This is a genomic window from Dyadobacter sp. CY261 (assembly GCF_021440085.1).
In the GTDB taxonomy this organism is placed as follows: domain Bacteria; phylum Bacteroidota; class Bacteroidia; order Cytophagales; family Spirosomataceae; genus Dyadobacter.
Map to the genome: position 1 here is coordinate 55,558 of NZ_JAKCPW010000003.1, position 14,108 is coordinate 69,665.

The 14,108-nt window shown below is 49.1% G+C and carries 11 protein-coding genes; 7 read left to right on the forward strand and 4 right to left on the reverse strand.

Features of this window, described 5'->3' with window-relative positions; translation table 11 throughout:
• The first annotated feature begins 12 nt into the window (after window positions 1–12).
• From LZD49_RS10125 to LZD49_RS10140, 4 genes are all read left to right on the forward strand, one after another.
• The gene (locus LZD49_RS10125) at window positions 13–381 is read left to right on the forward strand and encodes a hypothetical protein (protein WP_234667238.1); all 369 of its coding nucleotides are present in this window, start codon (window positions 13–15) and stop codon (window positions 379–381) included.
• A complete protein-coding gene (zapA, locus tag LZD49_RS10130) occupies window positions 378–689 on the forward strand; it encodes a cell division protein ZapA (RefSeq protein WP_234667239.1) in 312 nt (103 codons plus the stop codon). The genes LZD49_RS10125 and zapA overlap by 4 nt, the downstream gene beginning before the upstream one ends.
• A 121-nt stretch (window positions 690–810) precedes the next feature.
• On the forward strand, window positions 811–2,382 hold the full coding sequence (gene rny / locus LZD49_RS10135) for a ribonuclease Y (RefSeq protein ID WP_234667240.1): 1,572 nt from the start codon (window positions 811–813) through the stop codon (window positions 2,380–2,382).
• Between the two features lie 15 nt (window positions 2,383–2,397).
• A complete protein-coding gene (locus LZD49_RS10140) occupies window positions 2,398–3,936 on the forward strand; it encodes a sigma 54-interacting transcriptional regulator (protein WP_234667241.1) in 1,539 nt (512 codons plus the stop codon).
• A 70-nt stretch (window positions 3,937–4,006) separates the two neighbouring features.
• On the opposite strand, the gene recA is transcribed toward LZD49_RS10140, so the two are convergent.
• A complete protein-coding gene (gene recA / locus LZD49_RS10145) occupies window positions 4,007–5,074 on the reverse strand; it encodes a recombinase RecA (RefSeq protein WP_234667242.1) in 1,068 nt (355 codons plus the stop codon).
• Window positions 5,075–5,412: 338 nt separating this feature from the next.
• On the opposite strand from recA, the gene LZD49_RS10150 reads away from it, so the two are divergent.
• Together LZD49_RS10150 and LZD49_RS10155 are read left to right on the forward strand one after the other, a co-directional pair.
• A complete protein-coding gene (locus LZD49_RS10150; protein WP_234667243.1) occupies window positions 5,413–6,450 on the forward strand; it encodes an aminopeptidase in 1,038 nt (345 codons plus the stop codon).
• A gap of 14 nt (window positions 6,451–6,464) precedes the next feature.
• Window positions 6,465–7,271 (forward strand): DUF3108 domain-containing protein, encoded by an 807-nt coding sequence (locus LZD49_RS10155; RefSeq protein ID WP_234667244.1) that lies wholly within the window; start codon window positions 6,465–6,467, stop codon window positions 7,269–7,271.
• On the opposite strand, the gene LZD49_RS10160 is transcribed toward LZD49_RS10155, so the two are convergent.
• Both LZD49_RS10160 and dnaA read right to left on the reverse strand, forming a co-directional pair.
• Window positions 7,258–8,241: a hypothetical protein gene (locus LZD49_RS10160; RefSeq protein ID WP_234667245.1), complete on the reverse strand. Its 984-nt coding sequence runs from the start codon at window positions 8,239–8,241 to the stop codon at window positions 7,258–7,260. The genes LZD49_RS10155 and LZD49_RS10160 overlap by 14 nt on opposite strands.
• A 43-nt stretch (window positions 8,242–8,284) precedes the next feature.
• On the reverse strand, window positions 8,285–9,799 hold the full coding sequence (gene dnaA, locus LZD49_RS10165; protein ID WP_234667246.1) for a chromosomal replication initiator protein DnaA: 1,515 nt from the start codon (window positions 9,797–9,799) through the stop codon (window positions 8,285–8,287).
• 174 nt (window positions 9,800–9,973) lie between these two features.
• Between dnaA and scpA the strand changes: the two genes are divergently transcribed.
• Window positions 9,974–12,913, forward strand: a complete 2,940-nt coding sequence (gene scpA, locus LZD49_RS10175) for a methylmalonyl-CoA mutase (protein ID WP_409021312.1) — start codon at window positions 9,974–9,976, stop codon at window positions 12,911–12,913.
• Here the strand turns inward: scpA and LZD49_RS10180 are convergent.
• On the reverse strand, window positions 12,910–14,106 hold the full coding sequence (locus LZD49_RS10180; protein ID WP_234667247.1) for a beta-ketoacyl-[acyl-carrier-protein] synthase family protein: 1,197 nt from the start codon (window positions 14,104–14,106) through the stop codon (window positions 12,910–12,912). The two genes, scpA and LZD49_RS10180, sit on opposite strands and share 4 nt — an antisense overlap.
• Between the last annotated feature and the right edge of the window lie 2 nt (window positions 14,107–14,108).

Consider the following 14,108-nt stretch of genomic DNA (forward strand, 5'->3'; position numbering starts at 1 on the left):
ACAGTTTTTTCATTGTCGGATTTTCAGTTGAGGAAAATGGAGAGGACCACTGAACGTATTATCGAACACAAATTATCCGACGTCGAGAAAAAGCTCGAAATTCTGATCAACCACAAAGAGAAATTAAATTGGTCGATCTCAGAGCTTCAGCGTGAAAACGCGGAGCTGCGGGCCGCCAACGCAAAGCTCACGGAAGAAGCAAAAGAAATAAGGAAAAAATACACCTCTTTGGAAAAAGACTTTAATAAGTCTAAAAGTTTCGCTAAACTTGTCACTAGTAAACTGACACCAACAGGCGCAATTGCCGAACTGAAAGAATCAGTTGAAAGATATATCCAGGAGATCGATAAGTGCATCGAATTGCTTGAAGATACCTTATGAAAAAAAATAGCATACCCAATCCAGACGTTTCTGTCTTTATAAAACTGCTGGACAGAGGTTTCAAACTGAGCGTTCCGGCGGATCAGGAGAAATTTTACCGGGATGGGTATGAGGTGTTCATGCAACGTGTGCAAAAGCATAAAGAAAAAGGGAAAGTATACGGTGATATAGAGGCCATTGCATTGACTTCTATCGAGTGCCTGGTGGCACTACAACGGAACCAGGACGAAATGGACGACCTGGTAGCGGCTTTTAAAAGCAGAGTGGAAAAACTGGACGAAACGCTCGCCAGCGCTATTGAGAGCTGAAACCCATACCTAACCCTTTGATTTTTACAGTATCTGCAAAAATATACTTTCAATTTCTTCCAACTTCGGCATTTCAACGCGGTGTAGTCGGTAAAACCAACTATATATAACCATTATTGAAATGTCAAATTCATTGTTCTTCATCGTCATCCTGTCCGATATCATCGCCGTAGGGGTGGGTATTTTTGCAGGTAAGTACATCTTTCAGCGATCGTTTGACGCCAAGGAAAAAGAAGCCCAGGAACGTGCAGCGGAAATTCTCAGGAATGCAGAGGTAGCAGCCGAAAACATCAAGAAAGACCGCATTCTGGAAGCAAAAGAAAAATACCTCCGGTTGAAATCGGAATTCGAAGAAGACGCCAATAAAAAGCGTGGCATTCTGCAAAGCAATGAGCAAAAACTCAAACAACGCGAGCAAAGCCTCAACCAGAGCATCGAGCAGACCAAACGTAAGGAAAACGAGCTCGATAGCCTCAAAAACAACCTGAGCCAGCAGCTGGAAACGGCTACCAAACGCCGCGAGGAAGCCGAGAAATCGTTGCAGCAACAGGTTACCCAGCTTGAAAAAATAGCCAATCTTACCGCCGAACAAGCCCGCGAGCAGCTTGTGGACGCATTGAAAGCAGAAGCTGAAACCCGCGCCGGTTCCTACATCAAAAGTGCGATGGAAGAAGCGCGCCTTACTGCAACAAAGGAGGCCAAAAAGATCGTCATCGAAACGATCCAGCGCACCGCGGCCGAACATGCCATCGAAAACTGCGTGTCGGTGTTCAATATTGAAAATGACGACATAAAAGGTAAGATCATCGGTCGCGAAGGGCGCAACATCCGCGCGCTGGAAGCTGCAACCGGTGTCGAAATTATTGTAGATGATACGCCGGAAGCGATCGTTATCTCCGGTTTTGACCCGGTAAGAAGGGAAATAGCGCGTCTTTCACTACACCGTCTTGTTCAGGATGGCCGTATCCACCCCGCCCGTATCGAGGAAGTGGTTGCCAAAACCCGCAAGAATATTGAAGACGAGATCGTCGAAATCGGTGAGCGCACAGTCATTGACATGGGTATCCATGGCCTGCACCCCGAACTGGTGAAAATGATCGGCCGGATGCGTTTCCGTTCGTCGTATGGACAAAACCTGCTTCAACACTCGCGTGAAGTGGCTAAATTGTGTGCTACCATGGCCGCAGAACTAGGCCTTAACACTAAACTGGCTAAACGTGCTGGTCTGCTCCACGATATCGGTAAAGTGTGGCCCGAAGAATCGGATCTGCCGCACGCGATCCTGGGCATGGAGCTTGCCAAGAAATACAAGGAAAATCCGGAAGTCTGCAACGCGATCGGAGCGCACCACGATGAGATCGAAATGACTTCTATCCTCTCGCCGATCATCCAGGTTTGTGACGCCATTTCAGGTTCACGCCCGGGTGCACGCCGCGAAATGATGGAATCCTACATCCAGCGTCTGCGTGACCTGGAAAACCTGGCATTGTCCTTTGATGGCGTTGAAAAATGCTACGCGATCCAGGCAGGGCGCGAGCTTCGCGTGATCATCGACGCCGACAATGTTTCCGACGAAAAAGCGGGACTACTGTCGTTTGACATCTCGCAAAAAATTGAAAAAGAAATGCAGTACCCCGGACAGATTAAAATCACTGTGATCCGCGAAATGCGGTCGGTGGCTTACGCGCGTTAATCCAGCATTATATTCATGACATACTCAAAGCTTACAAGCCAGGAACTACTGGGTATCCGAACGCTCGGAGAACTAAAAAAAGCAGGTTATCAGTCGCGTTCTATCAAGCAGGAGCTGAGAGATAACCTGATTGAAAAAATCAGAAACAAGGAAAATGTATTCCCCGGGATATGGGGTTACGAGGAAACCGTCATTCCCGATGTGGAAAGGGCCATTCTTTCGATGCATAACATCAACTTTCTGGGTCTTCGCGGCCAGGCCAAAACGCGGATCGCCCGTATGATGGTTAACCTGCTCGACGAGTATATTCCTTATATCAAAAATTCGGAGTTGCACGACGATCCTTTCGCACCGCTTTCGCGCTATGCTAAGGACCTCATCGAAGAAGACGGAGACAATGCTGAAATAGCATGGCTGCACCGCCAGGATCGCTACACCGAAAAACTGGCGACGCCCGACGTATCCGTTGCCGACCTTATCGGCGACGTGGATCCGATCAAGGCAGCGACATTGAAATTGCCTTATTCGGATGAGCGTGTGATCCATTTCGGCTTGATCCCCCGCTCCCACCGCGGCATTTTTGTGATCAACGAATTGCCCGATTTGCAGGCGCGCATCCAGGTCGCTTTGTTCAATATCTTGCAGGAAGGCGATATTCAGATCCGTGGTTTCAAACTGCGGTTGCCACTTGACATTCAATTTGTATTTACGGCAAATCCGGAAGATTATACCAATCGAGGAAGCATAGTAACGCCTTTGAAAGACCGCATCGAAAGCCAGATCGTAACGCACTATCCCAAAACGATTGAAACCGGCAAGCGCATTACAGAGCAGGAAGCGGTTGTTAAACCCGAGCAACAAGGCTTGGTGCGCGTGAACGAGCTGGCCAAGACGCTCATTGAGCAGATCGCTTTTGAGGCCCGTGAAAGTGAATATGTCGACAGTAAAAGCGGCGTTTCGGCCCGCTTAACGATCTCGGCATATGAAAGCCTTTTGAGCACGGCGGAAAGAAGAGCGTTAATCAACGGTGAAACGTCGACCTACGTGCGCATTTCCGACCTTTACGGCGTTGTTTCTGCGATCTGCGGAAAGGTTGAGCTCGTTTATGAAGGAGAAGTGGAAGGCCCGGTGATCGTGGCGCAAAACCTGATCGGAAAGGCCATCCGCACGCAATTCCTGAACTTCTTCCCCGATCCGGAAAAGAGTAAGAAAAGCAAGATCAATCCTTACGCAAAAGTGGTGGAATGGTTTGGCGCAGGCAACGAGATGGAAATGCCCGCCGACATGACCGACCGAGAATACACCGCCCGCCTGAGAACAATCGACGGGCTGGATGACTTCGTAGATATCCTTTCAGCCTACGGCGATGCTGAGGAAAAGCTTTTTATGATGGAGTTTGCCCTGCACGGCATGGCTGAGTTCTCGCTGGTAGGCAAACAATCCCTCGACCAGGGTATGAAATTCCAGGATCTGGTCAGCAGCATGTTCTCCGGCCCCGGTGACGAAGATTATGATTTTGACGAGGACGACGATGATGATCGGAAGCCTTTTTAACACCCTATCAACAAACAAAAATGCCCTGCTTAAAAAACAGGGCATTTTTTATGACTTACATTTGAAAGACTTATTCGGGAGAACCCTCGTCTGATACATTCGCTTCGCTGGTATCGATCAATGAATCGGGATCGTTGTTGACTTTACCGCGGATTTTGCCTTCCAGCTCTTCCATCAGTTCCGGATTGTCTTTGATCAGCGCTTTCACAGCATCGCGGCCCTGTCCCAGGCGATTACCGTCGTAGCTGAACCAAGAACCTGATTTTTTCACGATCTCAAGTTCCACAGCCAAATCGATAATCTCCCCTACTTTGGAAATACCTTCACCATACATGATATCGAATTCCACTACTTTGAAAGGTGGTGCAACTTTGTTTTTCACCACTTTCACGCGGGTACGGTTACCCAGGATCGCGTCAGCACTTTCTTTGATCTGACCAACACGACGGATATCCAAACGCACAGATGCGTAGTATTTCAATGCATTACCACCGGTTGTAGTCTCAGGGTTACCGAACATCACACCGATCTTCTCGCGAAGCTGGTTGATGAAGATACAGCAGCATCCTGTTTTATTGATCACCCCGGTAAGCTTACGCAGCGCCTGGGACATCAGACGTGCCTGCAAGCCCATTTTGCTGTCACCCATTTCGCCTTCCAGCTCAGCGCGCGGCACCAATGCCGCCACCGAGTCGATTACGATGATATCCACCGCTCCGGAGCTGATCAGGTGTTCGGCGATTTCGAGTGCCTGTTCGCCACTGTCGGGTTGCGAGATAAGCAGGTTACTGGTGTCGATACCCAACTTTTCAGCATAGCTACGGTCAAACGCATGTTCGGCGTCGATGAAAGCAGCCAGGCCGCCTTTTTTCTGCGCCTCGGCAATGCAGTGCATCGACAGTGTGGTTTTACCCGATGATTCAGGTCCGTAGATCTCCACGACCCGGCCGCGGGGAACACCGCCTACGCCCAAAGCGAGGTCAAGGCCCAATGAACCAGTAGAAATCACAGGAATATCTAATACTTTGGTGTCGCTCAGACGCATTACAGTACCTTTTCCGTAAGTCTTATCGAGCTTTTCGAGCGTGGTCTGCAACGCTTTTAGTTTGTTGTCTTTATCTGTTGTTGCTTGTGCCATAAAAATGGTAACAGTAATTTGGTTGGTACATAAAAAAGCGGCTTTTGCAGAACAAAAACCGCTTGTAAATGGGTCTTTATAGTTTTGTAAAAATAGCTAATTTCCGCGAAAGCAACAACCCGGATTTGGCCTAAAAACTTAATTTTTCCCGAAATTTTCGCATTTTCAAACGTTTCTGACCGGGCAATAAATGTGACAATATTCCAGTGGTTAAGCTTATTTATCAAACGGGGACGAAGCTGTGAAAGTCAGCAACTAATTCTCCATCATTTCCCTAATTTTGCTGTCATTACCGACTGTGCAACCTTACGGTTCACCCATGCTTAAATAAATAAATTGTGATTAAAAAAATATTGCTTGCCCTGCTCGCAGTGGTGCTTCTACTCGGCATCTGGCAATGGGAAGTTATCAGTTACGCTTTTTTGCAGGCCAAAGGACAAATTGGCATACTTATGCAGGTAGAGCAAGTCGAAGATGTGTTGGGCGACAAAGCGTTTCCCGATTCCCTCAAAGCGCGGATACGCCTCATTCAGGAGATCAAAAAGTTTGGGGTGGACTCGCTCGGGCTGACACCCTCTGATAATTACACTACGTTTTATAACCAACACGGCAGGCCGCTCATCTGGCTCATTACTGCCTCGGAACGCTATAAAGTAGCACCACATCAATGGCATTTCCCGATCGTGGGTACTTTTCCCTACAAAGGCTATTTCGATTCGACACGTGCGGTTCTGGAAGAAAAATCGTTGATCGAGAAGGGACTAGACACCGACATCGGAGAGGTTTCCGCCTGGTCGACATTAGGTTACCTTAAAGACCCGATTCTGTCGGGTATGCTTCGCCGCCGGGATGGCAGCCTTGCAAACCTGATATTGCACGAGCTTACACATGGTACACTTTTTGTGAAAAATAACCTGGAACTCAACGAAAACCTGGCCAGTTTTGTCGGGGATCAAGGTGCGATCCGTTTTTTGACCTATAAATATGGTCGGGAGTCTGAGCAAATGCGTATCTATGAGCACGCTAAAAGGTATAATGATGCCTATTCACAGCATATGCTTAGGGGTGCCGGCCGGTTGGATAGTCTTTATAATACATTTGGCCACCAACCAAAACCCAATCGGCAGAGAGACTCGTTAAAAACCAAATTGATCACTGACATCATAAGCGACACGGATACACTTCTTTCCGGCAAGCGTACGTTTACAAACAAAAACCGCTGGCCCGACGGAAAGCTTCCCAATAATGCTTACTTTATCAGCTACCTGACCTACAAGTCCAGACAGGATACATTCAGGCAGGAATTTGAACAAAAATTTGGAGGGGATTTAAAAAGATACCTAAACTATTTAAAGGGCAAATACCCTTCCCTGTAACGTTTACACTGAGCATGAAACGATCTTACGCATTACTATTAGCCATTTCGACATTTGCATTACTGTTTTCTTTTCGGCAGTTCGATGAAAGTGCCGAGCTGGACCGTGTCATCCATAACAAAAGCTTCATTACCGGCGAGCGTGTCGAATACCGCGTGCATTATGGCTTCATTAATGCCGCCGAGGCAAAGGTTGAGGTCGGCAGGGCGGTTTCCATGATCAATAACCGGCCCTGCTACCGCGTCAACGTCATCGGCCGGACCGTAGGTGCCTTCGATCTCATTTCGCGCGTCCGTGATACCTGGCGGTCCTACATTGATACGAGCGCGATCCTGCCGCATATGTTCGAGCGGCAAATTCAGGAAAACAAATACCGCAAGGAAGAAACCGTGTATTTCAATCACAGCAAGGACCAGGCCGTCTCGAATGTAAAGGACGAAAGCAAAACCTACAATGTCCCCAACAACATTCACGACATTATCAGCGGTTATTTCTTCCTGAGGACCATTAACTTTGATAAGGTTCGCGAAGGGGAGATCATTGAAGTCCCTACTTTCTTTGACGGCGAAGTTTACAAGCTGCGTGTCCGATATGTGGGTAAGGATGTGATCAAAACTAAGTTTGGAAGAAGCAAGGTCCTCCGGTTATCACCGCAGATTCCTTCCAACAAGTTCTTCAAAGGAGAAGAGCCGATGGCACTTTGGGTTTCCGACGACTCCAACAAAATTCCCTTGAAAGCGGAAGTCGATCTGAAAATCGGTTCGCTGGAAATGGATTTAAAATCCTACAAAGGCCTGCGCAAAGACATTAACTGGTTCTGATCAACAGCCATTTACGGAACTGTTGGATTTGCCGGAAAGCAAATGGCAACACGTTGCGATGCATGCAAAGGAATGGCACTGCTGTTGCTCCAAAGTCCTTATAATACTTCGCTATCGACTTTTTTTGAGGGCTTTCAAAGTCAAAAATTAAATCCGTACCGGCGTTTCCTTCAAAATACGCATTCAACATTACCGCCCTCGCATTCCCTTTTCTTCCGGTTTGGTCGGCTGCATTAAATAAGTATATTGTCCGCCCGTTGTAGCGCACCAGCCAAATACCGGCGTGAATGCGTCCGCCACTCGCAGCATAAGTAAGCGTTCCAATCCCCCTTTGGCCGCAACATCTGCCCAGCCTTGACAAAATCTGAAAAGCATTGCGGTGAATCCTTCCGATACCGGCGGCATGATTCTCCGTAAAAAGCCCTATCAGCGGCCCAAAATCATTGGAGTGGGCAAACTCCCAGCCAGTCGGCGCTCCACGTTGCAAATTGATTTTCCGATCATTTGTATATCCCTTCAAAATCTTCGGATAAGCCATCTGTAAATCGAGCCAGTGCGTGGTGCGCGTTTCCCAGACAAAATCCCCCGCATAGCACCGGTTACAGTCCAGATTAGCGGTGTTTTCAGGATTAAATGAATAGGATGAAATGTAATCGTAACGATTCGCGAGCGCTTGGAAGATCTCGACGGTCTGATCTGCCGTCAAATCTTGATTGGAGAAAATACCCAGATACTGACAGAAAAGAGGTTGGTACAAAATGCGTTTGCCAAATCTGCTTTTAATTGGAAGCGGCATAGCGATGAAGGACCCGGTAGCTGAATACCAAACGAGCGCTTCCCATTGCTCACATACGATATCCAGATACCAGCTAAGGGCGTAGACCACGCATTGCCGGCTTTGAGTAATGTGGTTATCCCAAGCCTGATCGCAGATTTGCGAGCGGGAAAAAAAGACGGGTTTTGTTGACATGATGTTCAGGGGTTCTGCGTCCCGAACATTGATACGTCAATTGCTACTTAAAGTAACTGCGAAGTTTTTGTAAGGTCTCCTCCACATCCGGTGTTTCGTCCATCAGCAGGTTGATGCTCTGGATCGAGTGGATTACTGTACTATGATCGCGGCCACCGAAATGATAACCGATAGATTTAAGCGGCAAGTCGGTGTATTCCTTGGCAAGATACATGGCTAGCTGACGCGGATAAACCACTTCCTTCTTGCGGCTTTTACTTTTCAGATCGGCAATGGTCACCTGAAAGTAATCCGCGATAATTTCCTGAATGGTATCGATAGTCACTTCCTTATCCTCGTTCATTACGATGTTACGGAGCGTGTTTTTGGCCAGCTCCACATCGATATTCCGGCGGGTCAGCGAAGCTTGTGCCATCAGCGATACGATCACTCCTTCCAGCTCCCTGACGTTGGAATTGACGCTATGCGCGATGTATTCGATCACATCATAATCGATCGAAATGCCCTCAGATTGAATTTTTTTCTGGATGATCGCGATCCGTGTTTCGAAGTCCGGGGCCTGCAAATCGGCCGTTAAGCCCCATTTGAAGCGGGATAGCAGACGGTCCTGCAACCCCTGCAATTCACGCGGCGGCCGGTCACTGGTCATGATGATCTGCTTACCGAGCTGGTGCAGGTGGTTAAAAATATGGAAGAATGTGTCCTGGGTCTTTTCCTTACCCGATAAAAACTGGACGTCGTCGATCGCGAGTACGTCCACTTTCATATAAAAGTCGGTAAAATCCTGAAGGGTATTGTTCCGGATCGAGTTGATAAACTGGTTGGTAAACTTCTCGGAAGAAACGTAAAGCACCAGTTTGTTCTCGTAATGATTGGTGATATAATTTCCGATGGCCTGCACCAGGTGGGTTTTACCCAGTCCCACACCACCATACATCATCAGCGGGTTGAACGAGGTGAGGCCCGGACGCTGCGCTACCGCGAACCCGGCTGAACGCGCAAGCCTGTTACAATCGCCTTCGATAAAATTTTCGAATGAATAATTCGGGTTCAGATACGTGTCGAGCGTGAGTGAATCCTGGTCTTTTTCCTTCACCGTGGCACCCATGCGAGGGTCTGTGGCGAAATTATCCGGTTTGGAATAATTTGGAGATTTCTGGGTTGACACGTTCATTGTCAACGGCTGGTGCTTCTCGTTGCCTGTGTCGACAATAATGGAATATTCCAATAATCCGTCGCGGCCTATTGCGTAATCCAGCGCCTTTCTGAGCAAATTAACATAATTGTCTTCCAGCCATTCATAGAAGAACTGACTTGGAACCTGGATCGTAAGCACTTTACCATAGAGCTTTAAGGGACGTATGGGTTCAAACCACGTCCTAAAACTCTGCTCCGGGATATGCTGCTGAACAATTCTCAGGCAAGCATCCCAAACCTGGTCAACCTCTCTATTTGTGCTGATTCTTTCCAATGTATAATTTACCAAACTCTGAGTATCGTAGTTCAAAAGGACGGCAAAGATATAAAAATACCTGATCTCTCCAGATGAATCGGACATTCAATTTAATAGCTGCAAGGTGCATCTGCAAACCCCAAAATAAAATTGCGAGCCTAATCGTGTCCAAAAGGTTACAGAAGGGGTTTTGCATTTTCTACACCGGTTTTTGCTTCTCAAAATTTGTAGTTTTGCTAACAGCGCATGCCCTTAAATCCGTCATTAATCCAATAGCCTATGTCAACAGACCTGTTTTCGGAATTCCTTCCCACCGACAAGAATACCTGGCAACAGCTCGCGACAAGGGAAATGAAAGGGCGTACCCAACTGCTGGAATCCTGGGAAATAGTTCCGGGGTTGCATTTCAAGCCGTATGTTACCGCAGATGAAATAGATTGGGAAATGGCCAGGCAAATCCAGCTGGCGCAAAAGCAAACACCCGGCTGGCTGAATGCCAATGAACAGCCTGTCAATGGATTGCGATCACTGACGATCGAGCTACCGACCGGCGATCCGGTCATGCAGCTTACATGCGCGCTTTTGTTTCTCACTGATAGATTAAAAGAGCTGGCCAGCGAAGGAATTTCGCCACTGCAAGCATTCGAACAGATCGCCTTTTCCGTCCCGATCGGCCCGCATTATCTCACCGAAATTGCCAAGCTGAGGGCTTTGCGTTACTTGCTGCAAAAAATATCCATTGCGTTCGAAATATCTGACCGCCTGGCCACACCCTTCATACATGCCCAAACGTCGCTTCATTATTCGGAAAACAATACAGACTATACCAATCTGGTAAGGTCCGCCGCTGAGGCGATGAGCGCGGTAATCGGAGGATGCGACGCATTGACTGTCCTGCCATTTAGTGACGATGCCGGCAATGCATTGGCGCAAAGGCTGGCCACGCATGTTTCTTATATCCTCGAACACGAGAGTTTTTTTGCAAAGGTGGCCGATCCGGCTGCTGGCTCGTATGCTTTGGAAGATATGACTTGCAAATTGTGCGCATCTGCCTGGGGAGATTTTTTGCAAAAGACGGGTAACGATGCTTTTAAAAACATACCCGACATTGTTGCCGCCAGCATCCAGAACAAATCCCAAACCGACGCCTTTCAAACCTCCGAAGGCATCTTCATCAAACCTGCCTTCACAAACAATGACATTACCGGCGCCCAGCATCTGGCGTTCGGTGCCGGCACTCCGCCATTTCTGCGCGGCCCGTATGCGAGCATGTACCTAGAACGCCCGTGGACGATCCGGCAATATGCTGGCTTTTCGACTGCCTCCGAATCGAACGCTTTTTACCGCAGAAATCTGGCGGCAGGACAAAAAGGGCTTTCGGTGGCATTCGACCTTGCCACGCACCGTGGCTATGATTCCGACCACCCTCGGGTAAAAGGCGATGTGGGGAAAGCCGGTGTGGCTATTGATTCGGTGGAAGACATGAAAATGCTTTTCGATCAGATCCCGCTAGATCAAATGTCTGTTTCGATGACCATGAACGGTGCTGTGATACCGGTCATGGCCTTCTTCATCGTGGCCGCCGAGGAACAAGGCGTCAAGCCGGAAGAACTTAGCGGAACCATTCAGAATGATATTCTGAAAGAATTCATGGTACGCAACACCTACATTTACCCGCCGGCGCAGTCCATGCGCATTGTTGGCGATATTTTCGCTTATGCATCCCGACATATGCCACGCTTCAACTCGATCAGCATCAGCGGCTATCATATGCACGAAGCGGGTGCGCCCGCGCACGTGGAGCTCGCATACACGCTCGCCGACGGCCTGGAATATATCCGCACGGGGCTCGCCGCCGGTATACCGATTGACGATTTTGCGCCGCGGCTTTCCTTTTTCTGGGGAATCGGGATGAACCATTTCATGGAAATTGCCAAGATGCGGGCAGGAAGACTGCTTTGGGCGAAAATCGTCAAGCAATTCAATCCCAAAAACGAGAAATCGCTCATGCTCCGCACCCATTGCCAGACCAGTGGTTACAGCCTCACCGAGCAGGAGCCGTTTAACAACATTACCCGAACAACGATCGAGGCTATGGCGGCAGTAATGGGACATACGCAGTCGCTGCATACCAATTCGTTCGACGAGGCCATTGCATTGCCCACCGATTTTTCCGCGCGCATCGCGCGCGATACGCAGCTGTTTATCCAGCAGGAAACCGATCTGTGCAAAGCGGTCGATCCGTGGGGTGGTTCCTATTATGTCGAATATCTGACCAAAGAGCTGGTTGAAAAAGCTTGGACGCTTATCCAGGAAGTGGAAGCACTCGGCGGCATGACAAAGGCCATCGAAACCGGCCTGCCGAAAATGCGCATTGAAGAGGCCTCCGCCCGAAAGCAAGCGCGGATCGATGCACAAAAGGAGGTGATTGTTGGTGTAAATAGATACAAAAGCACTGAAAAACAGTCTTTTGAAATCCTGCAAATAGATAACGAGGCGGTAAGGCAGGCGCAAATTGCCGGGCTTGAAGCGGTAAGAAGGTCAAGAAATGAGCCCGCCGTGCAAGAGGCTCTCGACCGCATCAAGGGCTCCTGCCAAAAAACCGGAGGGCGCGATCTGAGCGCAAATCTGCTCGCCTTGGCCGTGGACGCTGCGCGTAAAAGAGCTACATTAGGGGAAATATCAGATGCTATGGAAAACGAATTCGGACGCTATCAATCGACGATACGGTCGGTCTCGGGCGTTTACCGGGCAGAAGCGATGGGCGATGAAAACTTCCGGAAGGCGCGCCAGATGTCGGATGCATTTGCCCGGATGGAGGGTCGCCGGCCGCGTATTATAGTTGCCAAAATGGGCCAGGACGGCCATGACCGGGGCGCCAAAGTAATTGCTACCAGTTTTGCCGATCTGGGTTTTGACGTGGACATCGCCCCGCTTTTCCAAACACCCAAGGAAGTGGCATTGCAGGCGATCGAAAATGATGTGCATGTGATAGGCGCATCCAGCCTGGCTGCCGGGCACAAAACCCTTATTCCAGAACTGATCCAGGAGCTAAACAAATTGGGCCGAAGCGACATGATGGTGATTGTAGGCGGTGTAATTCCGCAGCAGGACTACCAATTCCTGTACGAGGCCGGTGTAAAAGGCATTTTCGGCCCGGGAACAGTCATTCCGATAGCCGCACAAGAGATTCTTGCCCAACTAATGGAGGAAAGTTAGTTTACACTGGCGAAAACAAGGGAAGTACAGTTTCCGCCAAACCCGAAAGAATTGGACAACACGTAATTCAAGTGATAACCGTCTTTCCATTCCGAAACCGGCGCATTAGCTGCTCCGCTAATCGGCTCATGTACATTTAAACTCGGAAACAATTCCGAATGTACCAACCCCAGAATGCTGTAAATACCTTCAACGGCACCCGCTGCCCCGAGCGTATGTCCTGTAAATGATTTAGTCGAGCTGTAAGGCGGCATTTGAGCAAACAACTCCCGCATTCCAAAAAACTCAACCTGATCGTTGTTCTGCGTGCCGGTTCCATGCGCATTCACATAGCCGATCTGTGAGGGATGAATGCCGGCAGCATCGATCGCCTCGCGCATGCAACGGATCGCGCCGGTGGCTTCATCGGACATCGCCGACGGGTGATGCGCGTCGTTCGCATTGCCAAAACCCGCCACCTGGGCATATGTTCTCTTTCCGGCTGCCACTTCTTCGGCCTCCAAAACGAGATAGGCAGCGCCTTCGCCAAGGTTGAGGCCGTCGCGATGGACGTCAAATGGCTTGCAAGGTGAGTCCGACAATATTTTCAATGCATTGAAACCATTAACGGTGTATTTGGCCAGACTATCCACGCCTCCCACGATCGCTCTCTTAACTCTGCCTGAACGGATTAGCCGCGCGCCAAGCATAATTGCATTGGCAGACGAGGAGCAAGCCGTATTAATGGTGTCGGTAAAACCCTTCAAGCGGTACCGCTTGATCAGTTTCAATGTGTGTGCCGAACAACCGTAGGCATCAAGGTATTCAGAACCCCGCGATTTGCAGTTGGCGTCTTCATACAGCTGGTCGGTGAGGCACATGCCGCCTACCGTGCTGGCGGAAATAAGGGCGGTGTCAAACGATGAGAGCTGCCCTTGCGTAAGCCCCGCGTCAGCCACGGCTTCGGCAAACGCCTTGTCGGAAAGCAAACAGGTGCGTGTATACCCATTTCCGGACCGCAGGCCTTGCGCCGATTTCAGCTCTTCATTACTTAGCTTGACTTCGCCAAACGGGAGGAGTGATGCATACAGCGATTCGAAATAGGCCACCTTACCGATCCCTGAACGCCCTTCTCGTAAGCTTTCATGATTCTCCTGTACACTGTTGCCAATGGCAGAAACCATGCCCATTCCGGTTACCAACACCCTTCCCATGG